At 70.0% G+C, this 25,038-nt stretch carries 23 protein-coding genes and 1 pseudogene; 9 read left to right on the forward strand and 15 right to left on the reverse strand.

Annotated elements, in window-relative coordinates:
• The 6 genes and pseudogenes from F4Y45_12130 to F4Y45_12155 form a co-directional block, all read right to left on the reverse strand.
• Nucleotides 1-114: pseudogene (locus F4Y45_12130) on the reverse strand (RDD family protein).
• Nucleotides 115-390: 276 nt separating this feature from the next.
• Nucleotides 391-1,548 carry an SAM-dependent methyltransferase gene (locus F4Y45_12135; GenBank protein ID MXY25256.1) on the reverse strand — a complete coding sequence of 386 codons (1,158 nt, stop codon included), beginning with the start codon at nt 1,546-1,548 and terminating at the stop codon, nt 391-393.
• A gap of 49 nt (nt 1,549-1,597) precedes the next feature.
• Entirely contained in the window at nt 1,598-3,109 is a 1,512-nt protein-coding gene (locus F4Y45_12140) for a PDZ domain-containing protein (GenBank protein MXY25257.1), read from the reverse strand.
• A 164-nt stretch (nt 3,110-3,273) separates the two neighbouring features.
• Nucleotides 3,274-4,452: an aminopeptidase P family protein gene (locus F4Y45_12145; GenBank protein ID MXY25258.1), complete on the reverse strand. Its 1,179-nt coding sequence runs from the start codon at nt 4,450-4,452 to the stop codon at nt 3,274-3,276.
• Between the two features lie 99 nt (nt 4,453-4,551).
• Nucleotides 4,552-5,133: a hypothetical protein gene (locus tag F4Y45_12150; protein MXY25259.1), complete on the reverse strand. Its 582-nt coding sequence runs from the start codon at nt 5,131-5,133 to the stop codon at nt 4,552-4,554.
• Between the two features lie 118 nt (nt 5,134-5,251).
• Nucleotides 5,252-5,710, reverse strand: a complete 459-nt coding sequence (locus F4Y45_12155) for a hypothetical protein (GenBank protein MXY25260.1) — start codon at nt 5,708-5,710, stop codon at nt 5,252-5,254.
• Between the two features lie 15 nt (nt 5,711-5,725).
• Between F4Y45_12155 and F4Y45_12160 the strand changes: the two genes are divergently transcribed.
• Complete coding sequence (locus F4Y45_12160; protein MXY25261.1) at nt 5,726-6,142, forward strand: VOC family protein; 417 nt, start codon at nt 5,726-5,728, stop codon at nt 6,140-6,142.
• Nucleotides 6,143-6,163: 21 nt separating this feature from the next.
• Here F4Y45_12160 and F4Y45_12165 read toward each other — a convergent pair whose 3' ends face one another.
• The 6 genes from F4Y45_12165 to F4Y45_12190 are packed head-to-tail and all read right to left on the reverse strand — an operon-like array spanning nt 6,164 to nt 11,279.
• Nucleotides 6,164-7,078: an NAD(+) kinase gene (locus tag F4Y45_12165; GenBank protein MXY25262.1), complete on the reverse strand. Its 915-nt coding sequence runs from the start codon at nt 7,076-7,078 to the stop codon at nt 6,164-6,166.
• A 4-nt stretch (nt 7,079-7,082) separates the two neighbouring features.
• A complete protein-coding gene (locus tag F4Y45_12170; GenBank protein ID MXY25263.1) occupies nt 7,083-7,838 on the reverse strand; it encodes a TlyA family RNA methyltransferase in 756 nt (251 codons plus the stop codon).
• Nucleotides 7,835-8,779, reverse strand: a complete 945-nt coding sequence (locus F4Y45_12175) for a polyprenyl synthetase family protein (GenBank protein MXY25264.1) — start codon at nt 8,777-8,779, stop codon at nt 7,835-7,837. The genes F4Y45_12170 and F4Y45_12175 overlap by 4 nt, the downstream gene beginning before the upstream one ends.
• 7 nt (nt 8,780-8,786) lie before the next feature.
• Nucleotides 8,787-9,047, reverse strand: a complete 261-nt coding sequence (locus F4Y45_12180; protein ID MXY25265.1) for an exodeoxyribonuclease VII small subunit — start codon at nt 9,045-9,047, stop codon at nt 8,787-8,789.
• Entirely contained in the window at nt 9,040-10,458 is a 1,419-nt protein-coding gene (locus F4Y45_12185; GenBank protein MXY25266.1) for an exodeoxyribonuclease VII large subunit, read from the reverse strand. Before F4Y45_12185 ends, F4Y45_12180 begins: the two co-directional genes overlap by 8 nt.
• The gene (locus F4Y45_12190) at nt 10,455-11,279 is read right to left on the reverse strand and encodes a TIGR00282 family metallophosphoesterase (protein MXY25267.1); all 825 of its coding nucleotides are present in this window, start codon (nt 11,277-11,279) and stop codon (nt 10,455-10,457) included. Before F4Y45_12190 ends, F4Y45_12185 begins: the two co-directional genes overlap by 4 nt.
• 105 nt (nt 11,280-11,384) lie before the next feature.
• Between F4Y45_12190 and F4Y45_12195 the strand changes: the two genes are divergently transcribed.
• Both F4Y45_12195 and F4Y45_12200 read left to right on the forward strand, forming a co-directional pair.
• A complete protein-coding gene (locus tag F4Y45_12195; protein MXY25268.1) occupies nt 11,385-11,786 on the forward strand; it encodes a DNA-directed RNA polymerase subunit omega in 402 nt (133 codons plus the stop codon).
• Nucleotides 11,787-11,791: 5 nt separating this feature from the next.
• The gene (locus F4Y45_12200; GenBank protein ID MXY25269.1) at nt 11,792-12,070 is read left to right on the forward strand and encodes a hypothetical protein; all 279 of its coding nucleotides are present in this window, start codon (nt 11,792-11,794) and stop codon (nt 12,068-12,070) included.
• A gap of 67 nt (nt 12,071-12,137) precedes the next feature.
• On the opposite strand, the gene gatA is transcribed toward F4Y45_12200, so the two are convergent.
• Nucleotides 12,138-13,688, reverse strand: coding sequence for an Asp-tRNA(Asn)/Glu-tRNA(Gln) amidotransferase subunit GatA (gene gatA / locus F4Y45_12205; GenBank protein ID MXY25270.1), 1,551 nt, complete (start codon nt 13,686-13,688; stop codon nt 12,138-12,140).
• Nucleotides 13,685-14,008, reverse strand: coding sequence for an Asp-tRNA(Asn)/Glu-tRNA(Gln) amidotransferase subunit GatC (gene gatC, locus F4Y45_12210; protein MXY25271.1), 324 nt, complete (start codon nt 14,006-14,008; stop codon nt 13,685-13,687). Before gatC ends, gatA begins: the two co-directional genes overlap by 4 nt.
• 119 nt (nt 14,009-14,127) lie before the next feature.
• On the opposite strand from gatC, the gene F4Y45_12215 reads away from it, so the two are divergent.
• Nucleotides 14,128-15,000, forward strand: a complete 873-nt coding sequence (locus F4Y45_12215; GenBank protein ID MXY25272.1) for a class I SAM-dependent methyltransferase — start codon at nt 14,128-14,130, stop codon at nt 14,998-15,000.
• A gap of 3 nt (nt 15,001-15,003) precedes the next feature.
• Here the strand turns inward: F4Y45_12215 and F4Y45_12220 are convergent, their stop codons facing one another.
• The gene (locus F4Y45_12220) at nt 15,004-15,894 is read right to left on the reverse strand and encodes a DUF1684 domain-containing protein (GenBank protein MXY25273.1); all 891 of its coding nucleotides are present in this window, start codon (nt 15,892-15,894) and stop codon (nt 15,004-15,006) included.
• A gap of 187 nt (nt 15,895-16,081) precedes the next feature.
• Here F4Y45_12220 and F4Y45_12225 point away from each other — a divergent pair, with 187 nt between their 5' ends.
• From F4Y45_12225 to F4Y45_12245, 5 genes are read left to right on the forward strand one after another with little or no spacing between them, the layout of a single operon-like run.
• Entirely contained in the window at nt 16,082-17,572 is a 1,491-nt protein-coding gene (locus F4Y45_12225; GenBank protein ID MXY25274.1) for a hypothetical protein, read from the forward strand.
• Between the two features lie 54 nt (nt 17,573-17,626).
• Nucleotides 17,627-19,000, forward strand: a complete 1,374-nt coding sequence (locus F4Y45_12230; GenBank protein ID MXY25275.1) for an insulinase family protein — start codon at nt 17,627-17,629, stop codon at nt 18,998-19,000.
• Nucleotides 18,997-20,511: an insulinase family protein gene (locus F4Y45_12235; protein MXY25276.1), complete on the forward strand. Its 1,515-nt coding sequence runs from the start codon at nt 18,997-18,999 to the stop codon at nt 20,509-20,511. Before F4Y45_12230 ends, F4Y45_12235 begins: the two co-directional genes overlap by 4 nt.
• A gap of 9 nt (nt 20,512-20,520) precedes the next feature.
• Nucleotides 20,521-21,672 (forward strand): lipid-A-disaccharide synthase, encoded by a 1,152-nt coding sequence (gene lpxB / locus F4Y45_12240; protein MXY25277.1) that lies wholly within the window; start codon nt 20,521-20,523, stop codon nt 21,670-21,672.
• 9 nt (nt 21,673-21,681) lie between these two features.
• Complete coding sequence (locus F4Y45_12245) at nt 21,682-24,978, forward strand: TonB-dependent receptor (GenBank protein ID MXY25278.1); 3,297 nt, start codon at nt 21,682-21,684, stop codon at nt 24,976-24,978.
• Nucleotides 24,979-25,038: the final 60 nt, after the last annotated feature.

A 25,038-nucleotide genomic window follows, 5' to 3' on the forward strand; every position in this document is an offset into this window, starting at 1 on the left:
GCCCCGGACCCCCCGCACTTCCCGTCCCCGGCGGCGGCGGGGGCGCGCGCCGGCGCCCGGGGGGGGGGGGGGGGGGGCGCCCCCCGGCCCCCCCGCCCCCGGCGGGGGGGGGGGGGCCCCCCGACTCGATTCGGACCCGCAGCGTCGATCGAGCCGTGCGCAGGCGGCCGTCCGCCGTGTCGAGGAGCCGGTCGTCCTGCAGCCGCCGGGCGCGGCGCGGCACGGCGCCCAGTCCGGCCACGGCGGCGCGCGCGGCATCCGCCGATGCGAACGCCAGTTTGACTTCGCGTTCGACGTGGGTGTCAGGCGTGCTCATCGGCGGTAACCGGTTCCCTGATCTTAGCCGCCCGCCAGGAGCTCGTGGTGAGACCCTCGCCAGACCACGGGCTGTTAGGTTGCGCGCAGTCGGTACGAGCAGCCGGCGACTGACGGGCGGCCGACCTCCACGCCGAAGATCAGGACCTTGTGCGTGCTGCCCAGGCCACCGGGAACGAGCAGCGTCTTGAGGGCCAACCGGGCGCGGAGGGCGGCGACACTCCCGGTTGCCGCAACGTCCACCGCTTCCAGGGCGCCCAGGCCGAGCAGGAAGTAGGTCTGATCGAGGACGCCGAGCGTCTCGGCGCCGGCCCGCTCGGCGGCGCCGCGGACCGCCGTCAGATCGACATGCGCCGTGATGTCGCACGCGCCCGGGTCGATCAGCCAGGGCGCCGGGCCATCGTCGCCGGCCGCCCCCGCCCGGTGATCGCGGAACGTCGTCAGCGTTCCCGCGGCGTGCGTGGCGGAGTAGAGCTCGTGCGCCTCGTGGCCATAGTCGATCAGCAACAGGAAGCCCTCGTCAATGGACGCAACGGCACGCGCCACCCAGTCGATGGCATCAGGGGTGACCTCGGCCCGCCATCCGGGTTCGAGGGTGATTTGATGCCGGTCGACGTGTTGCCGCGCGCGAGCGGACACGGGGCCGAGGCGCTCGACGAAGCGGTCGCCGCCTGCCGCAGTGTCCACATACACCTCGCGCAAGCCGCCCCCCGTCATGACGAGAACGTGCGGCGGCAGCGCATCGAGCAGCTCGTTCGCGAAGACGGCCCCGCGTATCCGCGGGGGCGGATCGGGGCCGGACGAAGCGAGGCGCGCGGCGTGCCGGCCGAGCGTCGCCGGCTGCGCGGCGCGCGCCGCCTCGCTCGGTTCCACCAGGTGGAGGTGGATCGCGTCGTAGAAAGGTGGATCGTCCCGCGCCGCGGCGTCCAGAATGTCGCGGGCCAACCGTCCGTTCCCGGCCGCCGCCTCCACCAGGTCGAACACGCCGGGTCCGGTACCTTCCGGCGACCCCGGAAGCAGGCGCCACATCTCCGCGAACTGGCGCGCGAGCAGGCGTCCGAACAGCGGACCGAGGTCGACGCTGGTGTAGAAGTCGCCGGCGCGGCCGGAGCGCTGCTCCGCGCGCGTGTAGTAGCCCAGGCCGGGGTGGTAGAGGGCCAGCGCGGCGAAGTCGGCGAACGGGATCGGGCCGGCCCGCCCGATCCGATCCCGGATCACCTCCGGCAGGGTCATCTCACGCCGGGTACGAGCCAAACGGCAGTTGCCGCGCTTCCGTGGCGCGCTACTGCTTCTCCACCTGGAGGAAGACGCGGTTCTCACCGCGCTGCACGAGCATGAACGCCGTCCGTCCGGAGTCTATGGCGTCGAGCACGTCGATCGCCTGGCTCGCCGTCTCCACCTCCGTCCGATTGATCCGGAGGATGACGTCGCCCTGCCGCACGTCGCTCGCCTCGGCGGCGCCGCCGCCCGCGACGCCGCTGACGACCGCGCCGGTCGTCCCTTCGGGCACGCCCAACTGCTGTGACAGGTTCGGTGTCAGGTTCTGCAGCGTGATGCCGAAGCCTTCGCTCGTCTCTTCGCCATTGTCGTTCGTCATCACCGCGGTCCGTTCCTCATCGAGGTTCAGCTCGCCGATGGTGACGTCGAGAGTCATCCTTTCGAGGTCGCGCACGATTTCGACGGGTACGACGGTGCCGGGTGTGGTGGCGACGACGCGTCCCTGAAGGTCCTCGGTATTCATCACCGGTTCGCCGTTGTAGGCGACAATCACGTCGCCCGGCCGCATCCCCGCGTCGTCGGCCGGACCGCCGTCATTGACGGCGCTGATGGCCACGCCGTTCGGCTCGTCCAGGCCGAGGACCTCGTAGCCTTCTCGTGGGACGTCGGCGATTCCGACGCCGATCACGCCGCGCGTCACCTTGCCGTCGTGCAACTGTTCCAGCAGGTCGCGCACCGTGTTGATGGGAACCGCGAAGCCGATCCCGACGTTGCCCATCCGGTCGCTGATGATCGCCGTGTTCACTCCCACGACCTCGCCGCGGATGTTCAGGAGCGGCCCGCCGGAATTGCCCGGATTGATCGCCGCGTCGGTCTGCAGCATGTCGACGGGGCGGCCGCGGACCGGGCGGAGGCCCCGGCCCGTCGCGGAGATAATGCCGACCGTCAGGGTGTGACCGTAACCGAACGGATTGCCGATGGCCATCACCCAGTCGCCGGGCGCCATCTGCGAGGAATCGCCGAACGTGGCGGACGTCAGCTCCCAGTCCGGCTTTTCGACCAGCTCGAGGAGCGCGCTGTCGGACAGCGGATCCCGCCCCAGCACGCGCGCCTCGTAGAAGTCGCGCTCGTCATCGCCGAAGAAATCGATCTCGATCTTGGTGGCGTTCTCGACCACGTGGCTGTTCGTCAGGATCAGGCCGCTCGGGTCGATGACGAACCCGCTGCCGGCCGAGCGCACGACCTCGTCACGAGGTTCCTGCTGCGGTGGCGGGTCGCCGAAGAACCGGCGGAAGAACTCGTTGCCGCCGCCGAAGAAGTCGTTCAGATCGGTCTGGGTCTGGCGCGCCGCGATCCGGATGTTGACCACCATGCCGGTCTGCGTCTCGGCAATCTCACGGAACGTCGTGGCGGTCAACCCGCCGGTGATCGGCGCCGGATTCACCGGGGTCTGAATCCGCTGCGCCGACGAAGCGGGGGTCAGGTTGAAGCGGGAGGCAACCACCATGCCAATCGCCATCGACGTCACGGCGATGAGCGCGGCAGTGGCGAACGTGGTGCGCGCGGTCGACTTCATGACTATCTCCTCCAACGGTGCCGGCCGGCGCGGCCGACACGCATGCTCAGCGGGCGCGGTCCTCGCGCACCCTTACGTTAGCGCAACCGACACGGCCCCGCCACCCGGGCGGCGCCAGCGGCCGGCCTCCCAACGCGCCCGCCAGGGCGCGCGGGCTCCAACCATCACGCGAGCGGCACGACGGCAGCCTGCCTCGGGCCGGTCACCTCGGCCGACTCCCGGCCGACGTACATGTTGATTTCGGTGCGGACCCCAAAATCCTCCCGGTAGATGCCCGGCTCGATGGTGAACCCGGTACCGGGCAGCAGCCGGCGTTCGTCGTGCGTTTCGTAGTCGTCCATGTGGACGCCGTTCCCATGCACCTCCTCGCCGAGACTGTGGCCGGTTCGATGGATGAACGACGCGCCCCATCCTGCCGAGTCGATCACCTCGCGAGCGGCGCGGTCCACCTCCCAGCCCGCGAGCGGCGCCCCGGTGGCGGCCCGCTCGGTCACCAGGGCCACTGCGGCTTCGCGGGCGTCGCGCGCCGCCGCGAATCGCTCCGCGACGGCCGGCGGCACGCCTGCCGCGGTATAGCCCACCCAGGTGATGTCGGCATAGACCGCGCCCGGGCGGTCGAGCTTCCCCCACAGATCCAGCAGCACCACCATGTCGGCGCCGATGGGACGGTGCGACTCCGCCGTCGGCAGATAGTGCGCGTTGCCGCTGCTCGCCTGGGCCGCGACGACCGGCGGGCAGTCGGTCACGAGGCCGGCTTCCGCAAACCAGCCGACCATTGCCTGCTGCACGCTGTACTCGTTCAGGCTGCCGTCGCGCGCGCCGTTCCGGACCATGTCGAAGGCGCGATCCTTGATCGCGTACAGGTGCTCGGATGCCGCGCGATGCGTCGCGAGCGCCGCGTCATCCCAGACCGCCTCGAAGCGCTGGGCCAGGTCTCCCGACGACACGACCTCCGCGCCGAGGGCGCGCACCCGATCGATGGTGCCGGCATCAACGCGCGCGATGTACGGGATGGAGCCGTTCGGCGAGTACTCCATCGCGACCCGGCGAACGCCGCGCAACAGCGTGGCAAGGCCGGTCTCGAGTTCGGCGCGTCCGGCGTAGATCTGCCGGTCGCCGGGCAGATGCGCGAGGCTGTCCCGCTCGATTCCGTGGACCAGCGCGCGGGGTGCGCCGTCCGCCGGCACCAGGTAGTACCAACGGCGGGTGGTCAGTTTCGCCCCGCCGTCAAGGCCGGCTACCCGTCGGGCGATGGGATTGGAGCCGTGGAAGTCGTACAGGAGCCAACCGTCCAACTGCTCGTCCCGAAGCGCCGCCTGAATGGCCGATAGGTCGAATGCCATGCGTAGTTGCCCGCCGTCGTCACTTGTGACGACAGCGGGCGGCGGATGGTCTGGAGCAACGGGGCGTGGGCCCGCCGGGTGGCGGCCGACGAACGGCGGCTAGGCCGACTCGTCCGCGTCCTCGCCCTCTTCTTCTTCGGGCTCGGGCGGAGCCTCTATCTCGTCCAGAAGCGTGGCTACGATGTCGCCGTTCTGGTGGGAGAATTCGTAGTTGCTGCGGTCCATCGTCGGCACGCGCGGCACGCGGAGCTCGATGTCCCGCACCTCACCCACCAGGATCGGCTGGCGGAAGCGGACCTGATCTCCAGTAACCGTGTTGCCTCCGGCGTCGAACCAGAACTCGTCCACCGTGAAGCCGGCGATGGCGTTCTCCGACGTGTTCCGGATCCGGATCGACGTCACGATGAACTCCCCGTCTTCGCGGGCGATGGGCTGCGTATAGCCGATATTGGCCGTCCCGCGTTGGGTCGGCACCAGCTCCACGCCGTCGCGGAGTCGCGCCGCCAGGCGATTGGCCGCCGCCACCGCCTGGGGATCGGGCGGGGCTGCCTCGACCACGGCGGCCGCTTCACCCTCACCCCCACCTTCAGCCATCTCTGCCTCGCCGCCGCCGCCGCAGGCGACAGCCACCATCGACAAGACGACGACACCGAACATCAGCAGGCGATTCAGACGGTCCATAACCTCTCCTCCGAAGGCGCGCGCAACACGCGACGCGGAAACGGGATTATAAGTCTCACCGGCAGAAAGCTCAACCACTACACCGATGGGTTCGGCAACCCCTCGCCCTCCGGCCCGGCTACAGTTCTCCGTGCCAGTCTTCGGGTTCCGGCGTGGCGGAACGAAACACCTCCAGGTGCCACTTCCCGCCTCCCCACGGCTCGACGACCTCGGCCGCAATGACGTCGACGAGCAGCTCCGCGAAGGAGCGCCCCTCGGGGTCTCCTTCCAGAAAATACGCCGGCTCGTCCCACGCGAACGTGGGGTAGAGCACGAGGTTCAGAAACAGGTCGTAGCCGTCGTCGACGACGATCAACTGCCCGCACGGACGCTTCTGCGTGGCGTGGTAGACGAGGTACTTCTCGGCGCTCTGGGCCCGGATGTAGCGCTTGATCGCGAACTCCTGGGCGACCACCTCTTCCACCGCCATCTTCTTGGTCCAGCACGCCCGGCAGTACATGGCGGTGTCGCGCGGCTCCGAAACCTCGGCGGCGCCGCACAGCGCGCAGATGGCGGTGTCGGTCGAACGGGGCGACATCACGTGTAGGCTACCATGTTGCCCGTGCCGACGGATCGACCCCCGATTCGCCCCATCCACCGCGGTTTGCGGCACCTGGCGCTCCATGCCCGGGCGTACGCCGCCATGCGTGCTTTCTACACCGGCGTACTCGGATTCGACGTGGAATGGGAGCCCGATCCCGACAATGTCTATCTGACGTCGGGGGCCGACAACCTCGCCTTGCACCGCTCGCCGGAGGGTCGTTCGGGCGGCGGCGCGCTCGACCACCTCGGCCTGATCGTCGCCACCGCGGAGGACGTCGATCGGTGGGCGGCCTGGCTCGAGTCGCAGGGCGTGGCGCTCGATGCCGCTCCCCGCACGCATCGCGACGGAGCGCGCTCGTGTTACTTCTCGGATCCGGACGGGAACCGGATTCAGATCCTGCACCACCCGCCGATCAGCGGCGGCTGATCCCGGGCGGGCAATCGGCCGTCAGCCGCCGCCCCACTGCAGTTTCTCGCGCAGCACGCCGAAGTAGTGGCGCGATTCCGAGCGGACTACGCGCAGCGGGTGCGGCGCCCGCTCGATCTGCACGGCGTCCCCTTCTTCGAGTTCGACGCTCATCTGGCCGTCGAACGTCGCAGCCGCCTCCCGGTGGCTGCCGCGCAGGTCGGGGCGGAGCGTGACCGGCGCGTCGTCCGGTATCACGACCGGCCGCTGCGTCAGGGAGTGCGGGGCGATCGGGGTGATGATCAGCGCGCCGACCGTCGGGTAGACAATCGGGCCGCCCGCCGCGAGGTTGTAGCCCGTCGACCCGGTGGGCGTGGCCACCATCACGCCGTCGGCGCGCCAGCGGGTGACGAGGTGGCCACGGACGGTGATGGCCACGTCGATGATGCTCGATCGGGCGGAGCGTTGCACCACCAGGTCGTTCAGCACGGTCCTGTCGGCCAGCTCGCGATCGCCCCGGCGGATGAAGGCGCGCGCCATCGGCCGCAGGTCGATGAGGGCCCGCCCGTCGAGGGCGAGCTGCAGCGCTTCGGTCATCTCGGGACGCGTGATCTCGGTCAGGAAACCCAGGCTTCCGCAGTTGACGGCGAGGACCGGCGTGTCGGGCGCAACCGCGGCCACGACATGGGCGACGCTCAGCAGCGTGCCGTCTCCACCCAGCACGAGCACCAGGTCGACCGCGGCGGGGAGCTCCTCGCGCGGGCAGCGCTCGCCGCCGTTGAGACCGGCGCCGCGCGCCGTCACCTCATCCACCACCACCCGGACGGGACGCTGGCCGAGCCAGGCGATCGCATCGCGCACGGCCGCCGCGGCCGGCTCCGAATGCGACTTGCCGGTGACGCCAATGCTCCTGACCGGACCGATCGGCGCGGCGGGCGGCGCTGCTGTAGCGGACATGGCGTTACGGGACCTCGCGGAGGCGGAGGTGCAGGAAGATCTCCTGGTTCCCGCCGGCGCCTCGCAACGGCGACGGCGCCGCCGCCACCCGCGGCAATCCTACCGCATCGGCTGCCGCGGCAACCTCGTCGACCACCCGCGCCCGTACCGCCGGGTCGCGGACGATGCCTCCCTTGCCGACCTCGGCGCGCGTCGCCTCGAACTGCGGCTTGACCAACGCCACGACGTCGCCGGCGGGCGCGAGCAGCGCGGGAACGGCGGGAAGGACAAGGCGTAGCGAGATGAACGCGACATCGATGGTGACGATGTTCGCCGGCCGCGCTTCGGGCGGCAGCATTGCGGGCCTGACGCCCCGTGCGTTCACCCCGTCCAGGACGATGACACGCGGGTCGCTTCTCAACCGCCAGTCCAGTTGTCCCCGTCCCACATCGAGGGCGACCACCCGCGCGGCGCCGCGCTGCAGCAGGGCATCGGTGAAACCCCCGGTCGAGGCGCCGATGTCGATCGCGGTCCGCGCGGCCACGTCAATGCCGAACCGATCGAGCGCCTCGGCCAGCTTGACGCCCCCGCGGCCGACGTAGGGATGGTCGGGGGTGACCAGCGCGATCTCGGCCTCCGGGGCGACAGCGGTTCCCGCCTTGGAGACGACGGCGTCGTTCACTCTCACCTGCCCGGCAAGGATCAGGGCGCGCGCGCGCGCCCGGGTGTCGGCGAGGCCCCGTTCGACCACGAGCGCGTCGAGACGCGCGCGGCGGGTCACCGGGTGCGGCTCAGGACGCGTTCGGCGATCGTGGCGAGATGGCCCTGGAGGCTGGCCGCGTCGAGGGCGGCGCAGGCGGCCTCGACGGAGCGGGCGGCGAGCCGGCGCGACTCGTCGATGCCGAACAGCGCCGGGTACGTTGGCTTGTCGGCGGCGGCGTCCTTGCCCTTTGTCTTGCCGAGGTGCTCGGAGACTCCCTCGACATCGAGGATGTCGTCGACGATCTGGAACGCGAGGCCCACGTGGGTGGCGTAGGCGTCCACGGCGGCGACCGCGTCGTCGGCGCCGCCGCCGAGGGTGGCGCCTGCCACGGCGGCGGCACGGATCAATGCGCCGGTCTTCTTCGCATGCATGGTGCGGAGTCCGTCGGCATCCAGGGAGACGGCGCCTTTGCCGGTGGCCAGTAGATCGATCGCCTGTCCGCCCACCATTCCCTCCGCCCCAACCGCCTGCGCAATGCGGCCGATGGTTCGGAGCTTGCGGACGCGCAGGTCGTCGTCATGCGGTCCGTCGGCTGCCGGGTAGCGCGCCAGCACGCCGAACGCCTCGGTCAGCAGCGCGTCGCCGGCCAGCACGGCAATGCCTTCGCCGTAGACGACGTGCGCGGTTGGACGACCGCGCCGGAGCGTGTCGTCATCCATCGACGGCAGGTCGTCATGGATGAGCGAGTAGGTGTGGATCATTTCGACGGCGCAGCTGGCCGGGAGCACGGTGGCGTCGTCCGGCGCCATGCCGGCCGGGCACACGCTGTCGGCGGCGGCGAGGGTCAATAAGGGACGGAGGCGCTTGCCGCCGGCAAAGATGCTGTAGCGGACGGCCTCGGCGATCAGCGGCGGGCAGGCGGGGGGTATGGGCAGCAGCCGGTCGAGTTCGGCGTCGATCGCCGCGCGCGCCGACTGCGCGTACGTCCCGAAATCCTCCCGTGCGGCTGCTCGCACCATGGCTCGATCAGTCGTCGTCGCCGGCCGCGACCGCGTCGGGTGCTTCGAGCCCTTCCGGCGCCGGCCGCAGCTCGCCTCGCTCGTTAAGCAGTTCGATGCGCTTCTCCGCCGCTTCGAGCCGCTCGTGACAGTAACGGGAGAGCGTGATGCCCCGCTCGAACCGTTCCAGTGACTGCTCCAGGGTGAGCTGGCCGTCCTCGAGCGTCTGCACGATGGTCTCCAGCTCGGCGAGCGCCGATTCGAAGTCCTTGATGGTCGGGTCATCCATGTTGCGCACCCTCGCTGATTTCCCGCACACCGCAGCGCAATTCTCCTTCGTGCAGCGTGACGCGGACGGTCTCGCCGGCGCGGACGTCGCGAGCGCGGCGCACGATCGCGGTCCGGTCGTCATTCCAGCAGACGGCATAGCCGCGCGCCAGCACGGCGAGCGGACTGAGCGCGGCTAGCTGCGCCGCGACACGTTCGAGGCGGCGGCGGCCGCTCGCGGCCCGGCCTTCGGCGGCGCCGGCCAACCGTTCGGCCGCCAACGCCAGTGCGGCGCGGACCCGGGCGAGACGAACGCCGACATCGAGCTGGTCGAGCCGCTGGCGGAGTACCCGGGTCTGCCGGGCGCGCTCCGAGATCAGGTCGCGCGCGCCGTCGCCCAGCCGGTCCGTCAGCTCCTCGACCTGCCGATGGCGAAGTGTGATCCGCGCCGGCCAGGACGCCATTCCGGGGCTGGTCCGGGCCCGCTCCACGAGGTCGCGGCGGCGTCGAGCGGCGTCGCGCGCGGCTTGGACGAGGCGATCGGCGCCGCGCGCCACGCGCCCGTCAAGGTCCACCTTTCGTGCGACGACGATCTCCGCTGCGGCGGAGGGGGTGGGGGCCCGGATGTCCGCGACGAAGTCGGTGATCGTGAAGTCGGTTTCGTGGCCCACGGCCGAGATGACCGGCACCGGGCAGGCGGCGATGGCGCGCGCGAGCCTCTCGTCGTTGAACTCCCAGAGGTCTTCCGTCGAGCCGCCGCCCCGGCCGACGATGACGACATCGAGCCGCGAAACGCGGGCCAGCCGGTTGAGCGCCCCCACCAGCTCGGCCGCCGCACCGTCGCCCTGCACGCGGGCCGGGCTAATCACGACCTGTGCGGTCGGGAAGCGGCGTCGGAGCACCGTCAGAATGTCGCGGAGGGCCGCGCCGTCGAGCGACGTGACAACGCCGATTCGCCGCGGCAGCATCGGCAGGGCCCGTTTCCGCTCCGCGGCGAACAGGCCTTCCCGTTCGAGCCGCTGGCGAAGCTGATCGAAGGCGAGCTGCCGCGCGCCGACCCCCGCCGGCTCGAAGTGCTCGGCGACGAGCTGGTACTCGCCCTTCGGCTCGTAGACGGTGACGCGCCCGCGCGCGACCACGTGCAACCCGTCCTCCGGCTCGAACCGGAGAGTGTGGACCGCCGAGCGGAACATCACGCCGCGGATCTGCGCGTTCCCGTCCTTCAGCGTGAAGTAAACGTGGCCGGTCCGCCAGGGTCGGACGTTCGACAGCTCGCCTTCGACCCAGACGGTCGGGTAGGCCGACTCCAGCTTCCGGCGGATCTGGGTTGTCAGTTGGCTGACGGTCAGCACTTGCCGGCGCGGGCGCGATGCCGCGGCCGGCGCGATGGAGGGTGCGGGCGCCGCGTCATCGAACGGCAGGCGTTCGGTCATGACGGGGTGGTCTCCAGCGCGTCGACGTCGTCGGCCGACAGGTCGAGCCGTTCAATCGCCCGCGAGCGGCCCGTATCGTCGTCGGCGGTGACGAGTACGGCGTTCAACCTCGGATTCCCCCGCGCGGTCTCGAACTTCGCCGGCATACCGTCGAGAAAGCGCCTAATAGCCGGCCCCGGCTCGACGCCGATGATCGAGTCGTGCGGGCCGGTCATGCCGACGTCGGTCAGGTACGCCGTCCCCTTCGGCAGGATGCGTGCGTCGGCCGTCTGCACATGGGTGTGGGTTCCGACCACGGCGGTCACTTCGCCGTCGAGGTGCCACGCCAGGGCCTGCTTCTCCGATGTCGTCTCGGCGTGGAAGTCGACGAAGACGATCCGCGCCCCCTCGGCCCGGACGGCGGCGATCTCGTCGCGGACGACCCGAAACGGATTGTCGAGCGCGTTCATGAAGATGCGTCCCATGACGTTGACGACGCCTACCCGCACACCGGAGCCGGTGGTGGCGACGTAGCGCCCGCGCCCCGGGACGCCGTCCGGGTAGTTCGCGGGACGGAGCAGCCGGGGCTCGTCGTCGATGTAGTGAATCGCTTCCTTCTTGTCCCAGATGTGGTTGCCGCTCGTCATCACGTCGATGCCGTCGTCGCGGAGCGCCTCGGCGATCTCACGCGTGATCCCATTGCCACCGGCGGCATTCTCGACATTGGCGACCACCAGGTCGACGCCGTGGCGAACGACCAGCGGCGGTACCGCCTGACGGATGATCCGCCGTCCCGGCTTGCCGACGATATCGCCGATGAAGAGCAGGGTGGTCGACGCCATGCGCGCCACATGATCGCACATCGGATCGCGGATCGCCCCTGGCGGACCGATGAAAGAGGGACGTTCGCTTCGCAGGCGGCGCCGGATTCGCGTATCCTAGAAAACATGGCGAAGGAGGCGGTATCCGTGGACGAGGCGGCGAAACTGCCGGAGGATGAGGCGGTCGCCCTGGAGCAACCGGCGGCGGACGACACAGCGGCGTCCGACGCGGCAGCGGCCGGGACCGGGGCGGCGGAGGACAACCCGGAGCTGGCGGCGGAGGCGGAGCCTGGCGAGACCGCCCCGATCGAGAGCCGGTTCCTCTACGTGGATGTCGCCGCGCAGCGGGCGAAGCAGTTGCGGCGAGGCGCGGTGCCGAGGCTGGCTGACGTGCCGGCGCCCGATCTCGACAACCCGCATTCGGCCGGGCAGCGGCTGAAACTCGAGCGGGTCGCCATGCGCGAAGTGGACGCGGGGAAGATCGTTTATGAAGTGCCGACGGACGACGACACCGCGAAGGCGGACTGAACATCATGCCTGACACGAACGCCATCGCGGACGGCGCGATGCTGACGCTGATCGGCCTGGCGCTATCGACCGGGTTCCTGCTTGCTCTCTTCATCGGGTTCCTGGTGATTGCCGGCTTCACCAAGCTGCGGAAGATTGGTCCCAAGTCGCTTGTCGTGCGGAATCTCGTCGATCGAATGGAGGGCGAGCAGTTCCAGTACCTCGAGCCCGACGCGGTCACCGGCAATACGGATCAACTCCGCACTCCCGAGCTCCTCGAGCAACAGAACAAGCCGTCTTCGTAACGGTGCGCCGGCTTGGTGCGCCGGCGTTCACGCCGGCGCGTAGACACCCGCCTCTCGGTCGGCGCGCTCATGCGTCAGGCGTGAGGATGGGTTCGCCCGGGCGGGTCTTCTCGTACACGTCGGCGAGCCGCAGCAACGTCGCCTCGTCGAACGCCGGTCCGGTCAACTGCAATCCCACCGGCAGCCGTGCCCGCGTCAGCCCCGCGGGCACGCTGATCGCGGGCAATCCCGCCAGGTTGGCGCTCACCGTGAAGATGTCGCCCAGGTACATCGCCAGGGGATCCTCGATCCTCTCGCCGAGGCGAAATGCCGGTGTCGGCGTTGTCGGCATGGCGACCGCGTGCACGCCCGCTCCGGCGTCGCCGCCGTCGAATACCGTCTCGTAGTCCCCTCGAATCAGCCGCCGGACACGCTGCGCCCGCAGGTAGTACGCATCGTAGTACCCCTGGCTCAGCGCATACGTCCCCAGCATGATCCGCCGCTTCACCTCGGCGCCGAATCCGGCGTCGCGGGTCCGGTCGTACATCCGGCTGAGGGGAGACGCGGTACGGTCTCCCAAGGCGCCGCCGGCGTCGGCCGCGGCGCGCGCGCCGTAGCGCACACCGTCGTAGCGGGCGAGGTTCGAGGAGGCTTCGGCCGGCGCCAGCAGGTAGTAGGCCGGCACGGCATACGCCGCATGCGGCAACTCGATATCGACCAGAACCGCACCCGCCGCCTCGATCGTCTCGAGTGCGCGGTCGAACGCGTCGAGCACGTCCGGATCGAGCCCGGTGTCGGCGTCCTCGAGGAGCCGCCGCGGCACGCCGACCCGCAGATCGTCCGCGCGTCCGGTGAGCGCCGCCGTGTAGCCCTCGGCAGGCCGATCGACGGAGGTCGCATCGTGCAGGTCGCGTCCCGCCAGGACGCCGAGCAGCAGGGCGGCGTCGGCGACGGTCAGCGTGACCGGCCCGATCTGATCGAGGGAAGATGCATAGGCGAGCAGTCCGTAGCGCGACACCCGGCCGTAGGTCGGCTTCAGACCGACGACACCGCAGAACGCCGCCGGCTGGCGGATCGATCCGCCGGTATCGGATCCGATCGCGACGGGACCGCAACCCGCCGCCACCGCCGCCGCCGCGCCGCCGCTCGATCCGCCCGGTGTCCGATCGGCGTCCCACGGGTTGCGCGTCGGCCCGTACGCTGAGTGCTCGGTCGACGATCCCATGGCGAACTCGTCGCAGTTGGTCGAGCCGACGATCACCGCGCCTGCTTTGCGCAGACGCCGGACGACCGTCGCTTCGTAAGGTGGCCGGAAGCCGTCGAGGATGCGGGACGCCGCCGTGGTCAACTTGCCCTGGACGCAGATCACGTCCTTGATGGAGATGGGCACGCCCAGAAGTGGACGGTCCAGACCCTCGCCGGCATCGCGTTCCCGGTCGATGGCGGCCGCCCGTGCGAGCGCATCGTCGCGAAAGACCGCAGTGAAGGCGTGCCATCGCTGGTCTTCCGCCTCGATCCGGTCGAGGCAGGCTCGACACACCTCCACCGCCGTGCGACGCCCGGAGCGGACGGCGTCGCGGATTTCAGCGGCGGTGCCGGCGGGGGACGGACCGTAACCCGCGTCCGGTCCGGCCGTCATGAACCGAGGACCCGCGGCACGCGGAAGAAGCCGCCGTCGTTCGACCGGCGATCGGCGACGCCGTCCGGCGCGTTGGCGAGCGTTGCATCACGGTCGAGCGAAGGACGCGGCTCATCGTCCCGTTGCGGGCAGGCGTCGCCGCCCGGATGCCACGTGGCGTCGCCCACGTCGGCACCCGGGTCCACTTCCGCCAGCCGCGCCGCGTACTCGAGGATGTCGGCAAGCTGGGGCGTGTATCGCTCGACTTCGTCCGGAGTCAGCTCCAGGTGGGCGAGCGCCGCGATCTTCTCCACCTCGTCACGTGTCAGGCGGTCCGGCATGACGCGCACCCTACCACAGCCCCCTGGAGCCTACGGCTCCCAGCGCTGGGACGGCCCGCGACGTCAGCCGGCGACCTGGATGCCGGCGACGTGAGCCAACGACGTGAGAGGATCGCCGCGTGAGCAAGTCGCTCTTCGGGCGACCGCGCGCCGAGGTGGAGGCGGCGCTTCCGGACCGGGAGCCTGTCGTCTGCCCCTTGTGCCGATGCGAACCCAGCCCGTTCGCGGTCGACTTCCAGGGCTTTCACCTTGCCCGGTGCCCGTCATGCGGCCTCGAATGCCAGAATCCCCGCCCGGTCCTCGCGCAGCTCTCCGAGGCGGTGTACGGCGCTACTTACCACCCGACGGCTCATGCCGGGGACGATCCCTACCGGGAGCGGACTTTCGCCCGCCAGTTGGCGCGGATCGGCCGTCATGTCGCTGCGCGTCCGGCGAGCGTGCTGGATGTCGGCTGCGGCGCCGGGGCGTTCCTCCGCTACGCGCGCGGGCAAGGCTGGGACGCTTCCGGCGCCGACATCCACCTGACGGATGCCGCACGCGGCACCGGCGCGTCCCTATACGAAGGCGCGCTCACCGCGATCGACTTCGGCGGCGCAACGTTCGACGCCGTCCGCTTCAACCAGGTCCTGGAGCACACGCCGGACCCGCTGGCCGAGCTTCGCGCCGCGCGCCGGCTCACGCGCCCCGACGGCCTGCTCGTCGTTGGCGTTCCGAACCTCGCCGGCTGGAACATCCGTCTCAAGAGCGCGCAGAGCCGCCTCGGTTTGAAACGGCGTCCCTGGAAGCACTACGGCGCGCTTCACCATCTCTGGTTCTTCACGCCGGCGACCCTCGCGCGTCTGGCCGAAGCGGCCGGTTTCGAGGTGGTCGACTGGGAAACCCCGGCCGACGGTCGCCCGGAAGCGCCCGGGGTGTTGCGTGATCTCGTCGCCCGGCCCGTCGCGGCGCTCCGCGCCGGCGGCATTCTCGATCTCTATGCGGCCCCGTGCTAGCAGCTACGGCGCGTGATAGTCCAGCTCGCCCGCCTCGACCCGGACGGGCAGGCGGTTCTCGAGCGGGGGCAGCGGGCAGGTGGTGTGCGGGTTGAAGGCGCACGGGGGGTTGTAGGCGCGGTTGAAGTCGACCGTGGTCGTGCCGTTCGCGCCCGGCACGTCGGCGTAGAGGAAGCGCGCGGCGGGATAGGTCTCCGCACCGCTTGTGAGGTCGCGGAAGATGAACCAGAGCCGGCCGCCCGAGTCGACCGCGGTCATCCGCACCTCCGCCCCGCCCACCGTCATCGCGACCGAGCCCGACGTCCGGAACGTCTCGACATCGCCCAGGATGTTCGGGAGCTCCATCGCGCGGGGTTCGTCATGGGGGATGAACGTCCCCTCCACGCGGAACGTGTCGTCGACCGGGTACCAGCGAAGGCCGGTGAACTCCTGGCGGATCGCGCTCTCCTGATCCCGCATCCGTATGGCGAGCCGGTCGCCGCTGTAGTGACCGAAGAGGCTGAGGGGGCCGAGCGCGATCGTCGGCCGGTCGTTGCCTTCGTACGGCCAGAGCCGCGCCTCCGTGACGTCGCGGCCGTCGACGTTGAGGGTCGTTCCCTCCGCCGCCCGCACCGTCACCACGTTGTTCCTCAGCGTGAATGTGCCCGCCTGTTCCGGACCCGTCCGGAGAAGAATGTCGTTCAAGGGTGACGAGCCGAACGTCTGCGTTCCCTCGTTGAGGAAGAACAGCCCGGCGACCGTCAGCCAGCCGTCGTCGGCGGCGAGGCGGGCTTCGCGGTCGACGCGCCAGGCCTCGATCTCCGCCGCGTAGTCCTGTGCGCCGGCGCCCGCCGTCATCAGGAACGCCGCCGCCAGGCCGAGCGCAACGCTTCGCCCGAAGTGTCGGTGCAGCATGGGAGCCAGCCTATCACGCCGCAGCACGGCCGGAGCTTCGGTAGAGTAGAGCGACCGCCTCGAGGTAGTCGCGGCGCCGTCGGCGGACTAGCGGGGCCGGGCGCGGCTTGCGCCGCAGGCGCAGGCTGGACGATCATGAACGGTTCCGAGAAGAGGATAGTGCAGGTCCCGCGAGTGCTCGTTCCCCTTGCCTGACGTCGACGTCTATCTCGTGCCGATCGGCCCCACGCTGTACGAGCTTTACTGCGAGTCGGTCGAGGCCGGTCAGACCGACGACTCCGCGGGCGCGGGGCGAGGCGGCTGGTACGCGCGTTTCCGGCAGATGATGGCGGAGGCGCAGGAAGCGCGCCGGACCCGGCGCCTGTCGACGCTGCCGACCGACCCCTCGGAAAGAAGGTCCTGGCTCATCCGCCTCCGCAACGTGATCATCGGCTGGATCGCCGAGGCGATCGTCGACTGGCGAATGCTGTGGCACCTGCGGAGCCAGAGCTCGGTCACCCTGGTCCATCCCGACGACCTGCAGCCCGACGACGCCGTCGCGGTCGCCCGAGCCGGCCTTCAGCGCGATGCCGACCGCCACGTCCGGCGCCTTGTGGGATCGAGCATCGCGGCGGCCATCCTCGGGCCGCTCCTCTTCTTCGTGCCGGGTCCCAACCTGATCGCCTACTACTTCGTCTTCCTCGCCGTCGGGCATCTGCTTGCCTGGCGCGGGGCGCGGCACGGGTTGACCGGCGTGAAGTGGCGGCCCGCGCCGAGTGCGCCGCTGACGGAGCTGCGCGGCATCCTGAAGGACGATCCGGAGCGCCGCGCGGCGCATCTGCGCGACGTAGCGGCGCGGCTGAAGCTGGACCACCTGGTGCCCTTCGTCGAGCGGATGCTGGGCCGTCTGCTGGTGGTCGCGCTGCTGATGCTGGCCAGCGCCGTTCCGGCGGCGGCACAGGCGGTGGGCGGGCCGCGCCCGGCCCAGACGAGCGATCCGCAGCTCGGCTTTCTGACGCGGTACCTCGCCCATGTCGAGGGCGCCCGCCTCCCGGGCAACGGCGCGGAGGACTTCTCGTGGGACACCGATGTCGGCGTCGACATGGATGTCTTCGATCTTTGGTACCTGCGAGGCAACGTCTTCCTCAATCTGGAAACGGTCGTGGGCGACGAGCGGCGGCCGATCGATCCGACGCAGACCGCCTACACGATTGACCTGTCGGTCTTTGCCCGGCTGGTGCGAGGGGAGGTGGGGCTTACGTTCCACCATGTCTCGCGTCACCGGACCGACCGGGAGAGCCCCGGTTCGCCGGCCTGGAACCACATTGGCCTCTCCTACGGCGACCGGATGCAGATGGGATCGTTCGACGTCGATCTCGGCATCCGCGCGATGACGCTGATCACCGGGTCCGAGGTGGACTACAAGCAGGAGGCGAACGTCTGGGTCCGCGTCATCCGCCCCGTCACCAGTCGCATCTCGCTCATCGGCGAGCTGGACGGTACCTTGCTCCGGAGCGATCCCGACTGGTTCGGCCGGCACGGCGACTATGGCGGCATCGCGCGGTTCGGGCTGCGGTTCCGCGGCGGGGTCGGGGCGGGCGAAGTGCTGATCGGCCGTGAGCGGCGGATCGATCCCGGCCTGTACGTCCGCGAGCCGGCGCGCTGGACCCGTCTGGCGTTTCGCTTCGTGCTCGACTGACCGCCCGGCTCCCCAACCGCCGGCGGCACGGGATCACTGTGAGATAATCGGCCCATGCGTTCCCGGCCGCGTTTCTGCCGTGCCGCTGCGTTCGCGGCAATCACCGCCGTCCTGGCGGGCGTTTTCGTCGTTGCGGGGGGCGCGCAGGTTCGGCCGACGAAGTTCGATTACCGACTCGAAACGCTCGACAATGGACTGAGGGTGATCCTCTCCGAGGACCGCTCCACCCCTATTGTCCACCTGCAGCTCTGGTACCACGTCGGATCGCGCGACGAGCCGCCGGGCCGCACCGGGTTCGCCCACCTGTTCGAGCACCTCATGTTCCAGGGGTCGCACAACCTTCAACGGGGCGACCACCTGGCCCTCATCACGCGCATCGGCGGCGAAGGCAACGCCTACACGACCGACGACTCCACCGTCTACCACGCAACGGTCCCGGGCGAGTACCTGCCGCTGGTGCTGTGGATGGAAGCGGATCGGATGGCGACCCTCCGGATCAACCAGGAGGGACTTGACGCCGAACGCGAAGTGGTGAAGGAAGAGCGCCGCCTCCGGTACGAGAACGAGCCGTTCGGCCTTCTGAACGAGATTCTGTACGAGCACGCCTTCACCACGCACCCCTACCGGCATACAACGATCGGTTCGATGGAAGACATAGAGGCGGCGCGGATCGAGGACGTGCGGGAGTTCTTCGACACCTACTACGTCCCGGAGAACGCCACGCTGGCCCTGGTGGGCGACTTCGACACCGACTACGCGTTCCAGCTCGTGCAGCACTTCTTCGGGCGGGTCCCGAAGGCGGAACGCCCGGTGCCTCGCGACCTGCCGCGCGAGCCCGCGCCGGCGGGCCCGCGCAACGTGACCGTCGAAGCCGACAACTGGCCGTTGCCGGCGGTCATCGTGGCCCACCCCGTGACCTACGACGGGCACCCCGACGCCTACCCGCTCCACATCCTCTCGAAGGTGCTGTCCGATGGGCAGAGCGCGCGGATCTACCGGCGGCTGGTGTACGAGCAGCAGGTCGCGGTCACCGCTTTCGGCCAGTCGGTGCTGATCGAGGATCCGAACCTCTTCTACGCGGTGGCGCTCGTGCCGCCGGGACGGTCGACGGACGAAGCGGCGGCGGCGCTGATCGCGGAGCTCGACCGGGCGAAGACCGATCCGCCGACCGACGCCGAGCTGCAGCGGGCCAAGAACCAGTTCGCTCGCGATTACGTCATCGGCCGGATCACGATCGAGCAGAAGGCGATGCATCTCGCGCACGCGGTGGTGGCGCATGACGACGTGACCACCGCCGACGCCGAGTTCGACATCTTCATGAACGTGTCGAGCGACGACGTGCAGCGGGTGGCCCGGACCTACCTGCGCGACGAGAATCGCCTCGTGCTGACGATCCTGCCCCGGGGCAGCGGGGGGGGCGGACAGTGAGGGCGGCCCGTACCTGGAGGACGCCCGCGCCTGCCGCCGCCGCGGCGCTGGCATGCGCCGTCGCGACCCTGGCCATCGCCTCGTCCGCCTCCGCCCAGCGGGTCGACTGGCCGCGGGAACAGCCGCCGCCGCCGCTCGACCGGCGCGCCATGGTCTTCCCGCACTACGAGATCCGGTCGCTCGCGAACGGCCTGCAAGTGATCTACGTCGGCCACCACGAGCAGCCGGCCGTGAGTGTCCGCATGATCCTGCGGGCCGGGACCGCGTCCGATCCAGCCGGCAAACCGGGCGTTGCCCAGTTCGTGGGCCGGCTGCTCGATCAGGGGACCACGACCCGCTCGGCGCAGGAGATCGCCACGACCATCGACAGCATCGGCGGCGCGCTCGGTGTCGGCGCGGCCCGCGAGCTGAGCTTCGTGGACGCGCTGGTCCTGAAGAACGACTTCGACCTCGCGCTCGATCTGCTGTCCGACGTGGCGCGGCGCCCGGCGTTCGATCCGGCCGAGATCGAACGGCAGCGCACGCAGGTCCTCAACAGCTTCCAGGTGAGCTACGAGGATCCTGGCTATCTCGCGGGAGTCGTCTTCAACCGCCTGGTGTACGGCTTCCATCCGTACGGGATGCCCCAGGGGGGAACGCCCGAATCGGTTCGCGCGGTCACGCGCGAGGACCTCGTGGCGTTTCACCGAACCCACTATCTGCCGAACAACGCGTTGATCGCGGTGGTGGGCGACGTCACGGCCGACGAGGCGTTCGCCGGGGTGGAGCGGGTGCTGGGTGACTGGCCGGCGGGAGCCGTGGAGCCGCCCGCGGCGGGAGTCGAGACGATTCCGATGCCGACCCGCCGCCTCGTCGTGATCAACCGCCCGGGCGCCGTGCAGACCGTCATCCGGGCCGGCCATGTCGCGCTGCCGCGCGACCACGACGATTTCCTGACGTTCGACCTGGCGATCAAGATCCTGGGGGGTGACGGAGGCAACCGGCTCGCTGGCGTGCTCCGGACCGACCGGCAACTCACGTACTCGGCGAGCGCCGATCTGGCGGGGCAGCTTCTGTCGGGCGACTTCCTCGCCCAGACCGACACGCGCACCGAGGCCACCGCCGAGGCCCTCCGGGTCATGGTGGACGAAATCGCCCGGCTCCGGCGGGACCGCGTCAGCCGCCGCGAGCTGCGCGGGGCGCAGGACTACCTGGCCGGGAGCTTTCCGATCACGCTAGAGACGCCCAACGCCATCGCCGCGCGTGTGCTCGAGGCGATGCTCTTCGGCCTCGACCTCGACACGATCGAGCAGTACCCGCAACGGATCAACGCGGTGACGCCGCGCGAGATCCAGCGTGCGGCGGAGGCGCACCTCCATCCCGACAACCTGTCAATCGTGCTGGTGGGCGACGCGTCCACGTTCATCCGCGACCTGCCGGCCGTCGGGTTCGACCGGATCGAAGTCGTGCCGGTCGCCGAACTCGACCTGACCGCGCCCGACCTCCGCGGAGGCGGGCGACGCGGGCAGTAGTCCACGCCAGTGATCCTCATCTCGTGCGGCGAACCCTCGGGTGACCTGTACGCCGGCGCCCTGACCCGCGCGTTGCGTGCGGTTGATCCCTCGGTGACGGTTTGCGGCCTCGGCGGCGACCACCTGCGCGATGCCGGCGCGGAGCTGGTGGGGCACTACCGGGGGCTGGCCGCGACCGGGTTGTCGGAAGCGCTCGCGGTAGTGCCCCGCTCGTTCGCGACCTACCGGCGCATGGTGGCGCGCGCCCGCGCGGAGAGGCCGGATGTCTTCGTAGCGATCGATTTCCCGGAGATCAACTTCCGCGTCGCCGCGGCGATGCGCCGCCTGGGCGTGCCCGTCGTCTACTACATCGGACCGCAGCTCTGGGCGTGGCGGCGGGGCCGGATCCGGACGATGGGGCAGGTCGTCGACCGGGTTCTCGTGATCTTTCCGTTCGAGACGGAGATCTATCGCCAGGCGGATATCCCGGTCGAGTTCGTGGGCCATCCGCTGCTGGAAGTGACGACGCCGTCGGTTGCGCGGGAGCCCTTCCTGCGTGAGCTGGGGCTCGATCCGGCCGCGCCGACCGTCGCCCTGCTGCCGGGGAGCCGGCCGAACGAGCTGCGCGCAATCCTGCCCGATGTGGCGCACGCGGCCAGGCGCATCCGCGAGCGCGTGCCGGGCGCGCAGTTTGTCGTCGCCCGGGCGCCGCAGCTTGACGAGGACCTCTTTGCGCCAATCGGACCGCTCGTGTCCGCAGGCGTGGCGGCGGTGGTGGAAGGGCGGACCGACGACGCCCTGGCGGCGTCCGACGCCGTAGTTACCGCGTCGGGCACGGCGACCGTGCAGGCCGCCATCCATCAGAAGCCGATGGTGATCGTCTACCGGTTGTCGGCCATCACCTTCTGCATCGTGAAGGCGTTTTCTCACGTCCCGAACGCGGGGATGGTGAATCTGATCGCGGGAAGGCAGGTGGTGCCGGAACTCCTGCAGGATGCCTTCACGCCGGACGCGGTGGCCGACGAAGTGGTCCGTTTCCTGACGGATACGGAACTCGCCGTCCGCACGCGCGCCGCGCTCGCGGACGTGCGCGACCGACTGGGCAGTCCGGGCGCCAGCCGTCGCGCCGCGGCGCGTATTCTGGAGTCCGCGCGACGGACGGGCCAGCCCAACCCCATATAATCATCCGTCATGCTGGTATCCGTCTGTCCCGCCGTAGGAGCGGTTCGTGCGGCCGCGCTGGTGGCCGTGCTGCTTCTCGGCAGCGCGGTTTCCGTGGCCGGCCAGGCGAATACCGGGACCCTGGAAGGGGTCGTTCGCGATGAATCGGGGGGTGTCCTGCCAGGTGCTACGGTGGTCGCGACCCATGCCGAGAGCGGCTTCTCGGTCGAACGGGTGACGGGCGCCGACGGACGCTACTACATGGCGTCGCTGCCCATCGGGGAATGGACCATCAGCGCCGAAGTGCCCGGCTTCCGCCGGGTGGTCCAGACCGGCGTCTTCCTCGATCTGGGACGCACCCTGGATCTGGCGTTTCAGCTCGACCTGGGACAGATCACCGAAGAGGTGACGGTCACCGCGGCGGCGCCGCTGCTGCAGTCGACGACGGCGGAAATCAGCGACGTGATCGACACGCGCGAGGTGGAGCAGATCCCCCTGAACGGACGCCAGTTCCTGCAGCTCGCGCAACTGAGTGACGCGGTCGTGATCCCGCCGGGCGGGACGCGCGGCGCGGCGTTGCAGCAGGCGGGACCGCTGCCGAACGTCGGCGGCCAGCGCGCCGGCCACAACATCTACCTGCTCGACGGGGTGAAGGTGACCGACGAGCTGTTCAACAACCTGGTGATCAATCCGTCGGTCGATTCGATCCAGGAATTCAAGATCCAGAAATCGATGTATCCGCCGGAGTTCGGTGGCAAGGCGTCGGCGCTCATAAACGTCGCCACCAAGTCGGGTGGCAACCAGATTCATGGCAGCGCCTTCGCCTTCGTCCGCGACGAGCGGTTCGACGCGCACAACTACTTCGACCCCCCCGACGAGCCGGTCCCGCCGCTCGATCAACGCCAGTTCGGCGGCAGTCTGGGCGGGCCGCTCGTCACCGACCGGACGTTCGCCTTCGTCAGCTTCGAAGGACAGCGGACCCAGCGGTCGCTCACGAAGACCTTCTCCGTGCCCTCGGTGCCGGTCCGCGGCGGCGACTTCGCCGGCCAGGCGCCGATCTGCGATCCGCTCACGCGCGATCCGGCGACGGGCGCCTGCGGTACGTTCTTTCCCGGCAACCGAATTCCGGCCGGCCGGATCGACCCGGTCGCCGCCGCGTTTCTCCAGGCGGTGCCAATGCCGAGTGGCAGCGGCGAGGTGCAGAACCTGACCTCGGTCGAGCAGTCGGAGTCGGACATCAATCAGTTCAGCGCCCGGATCGATCACCGCTTCGGGCAGGCGGATCAGTTCTTCGCGCGCTTCTCGACATTCGACGCCGAGGACCTCCAGCCGTTCGGGACCAGCATCCAGCAGGAGTCGCTCATCCCGGGCTTCGGCCGGACTCTCACCACGCGCACGCGCAACCTCGCGCTGAGCTGGGCGCGGCCCATCGGAACGACATTCCTGAGCGAGACGCGGTTCGGCTGGATGCGGGTGGAAGGCGGGCAGGCGAGCCTGAACCGGGGCGTCGACTTCGCCGGCCCGCTCGGCATCGCGGGAGTGACCCGCGATCCGCGCGACGTCGGCTATCCCCAGATCGACACCGCCGGTCTGTACAGCGCCATGGGCGATCCGGCCAGCTTCGTCTACCGGAACAACGAGCACTTCGAGCTGTACCAGAACGTGCTGATCGACCGGGGCAACCACCACCTGAAATTCGGGGGTTACTGGTTCCACCTTCGGTTCCGGCCGGAGAATCCCGACACCCCCCGGGGTCGTTTCGCCTACACGGGGCGCTTCAGCGGCAATCCCTTCGCGGATTTCCTGCTGGGCTATCCGGTCTCCGCCCGCGCCGGCATCGGCGGCCGCGGCGACGAGAATGCCCGCACGAACTGGATGCACCTGTTCGCCCAGGACGACTGGCGCGTGCGCGACGGCCTGACTCTGAACTTCGGGCTGCGCTACGAGTTCAATCAGCACATGCGCGACGTGGACAACCGGCTGTCGACGATCGACCTGTCCGTTCCGGGGGGGCGTTATGTGATTGCGAGCGACGACGCGGGGAACATCTCGCCCGCGGCCGAGGCGTTGCTGCCGCTCATTCCGATTCCGTGGGTGACGTCGGCCGAGGCGGGATGGGACCGGAGCCTGCTGCGGCCGAGCAAGGTGCGGCTTGCGCCGCGCTTCGGCTTTGCGTGGCAGCCGGATGACGGCGGACGGACCGTGGTGCGGGGAGGCTACGGCGTCTTCCTGAACCAGTGGGCCTACAGCGTGCAGACCGCCTTCGCCCGCAATCTGCCGTTCTTCCTGCTGAAGCAGGTGGATGTGCCGGCGGGCCAGTTCGTGCCGCTGGCCGACACGCGGACGATTCTGGCGTCAGACCCGACGGGCAGCATCGGCGGCTCGATCATGGACTACGACTACTTCGTCGAGTACACGCAGACCTGGAGCGGCGGCCTGCAGACGGAGCTGGGGCCGAGCCAGATGCTCGAGCTCTTCTACATGGGGTCGTACACGATCGGCGCCGACAACTCGACCATCCACAACGTGCCGGTCCCCGGCCCCGGGCCGATCAGCGCGCGGCGCCCGGTGCCGCAGCTCGCCGGCATCCGCGCCATCCGCTTCGACGGCAAGTCGATCTATCACGCCGTCACTGTCAAGACGGTCCGCCGCATCCGCGACGGCCTGGCGTTCGACCTCGCCTACACGCTGTCGCGGTCGGAGGACGATGCGTCCAGCCCGGGGGCGACCGCCTTCGAGAGGAACGTGCCGCAGGACGTGCGCAACATCTTCCCGGGCGAGGTGGCGCTGTCGAGCTTCGATCACCGTCACCAGTTCGTGGGGAGCGCGACCTACGAGCTTCCGTTCGCGGCCGGCGCCGGCGGCGCGCGCGAGGCGCTGTTCGGCAACTGGCGGGTGAACGGCATCGTCTCCGCGCAGTCGGGTGCGCCGTTCACGGTGAACGTCACCGACGACATCGCCAATATCGGCGCCGGCCCGGCCCAGCGCCCCGACTTGACCGGCGACCCCAACCTGCCGCTGGGCCAGCGGACGCCGGAGCGCTGGTTCGATACCGACGCGTTCAGCCTTCAGGATCCGTTCACGTACGGCAGCGCGCCGCGCAACCCGGTCTTCGCCCCCGGCTATTTCAACATCGACCTGTCGGTCGCCAAGAACTGGTTCCTCGACGACGGCAGCCGGCTGGAGTTCCGCTGGGAGATCTTCAACCTGCTCAACCGCGCCAACTTCGACCTCCCGAACCGCTTCTTCGGGTCTCCCAACTTCGGCCGTATCTTCAGCGCCCTCAACGCGCGGGAGATGCAGTTCGGCCTCCGCTGGGCGTTCTAGTATCGTTAACTCCGGTGCGCCGGCGCCGCCGCCGGCCGCATCCGGAAGGACGGACATCCG

It is taken from the genome of Acidobacteriota bacterium (assembly GCA_009838525.1).
Lineage (GTDB): Bacteria > Acidobacteriota > Vicinamibacteria > Vicinamibacterales > UBA8438 > VXRJ01.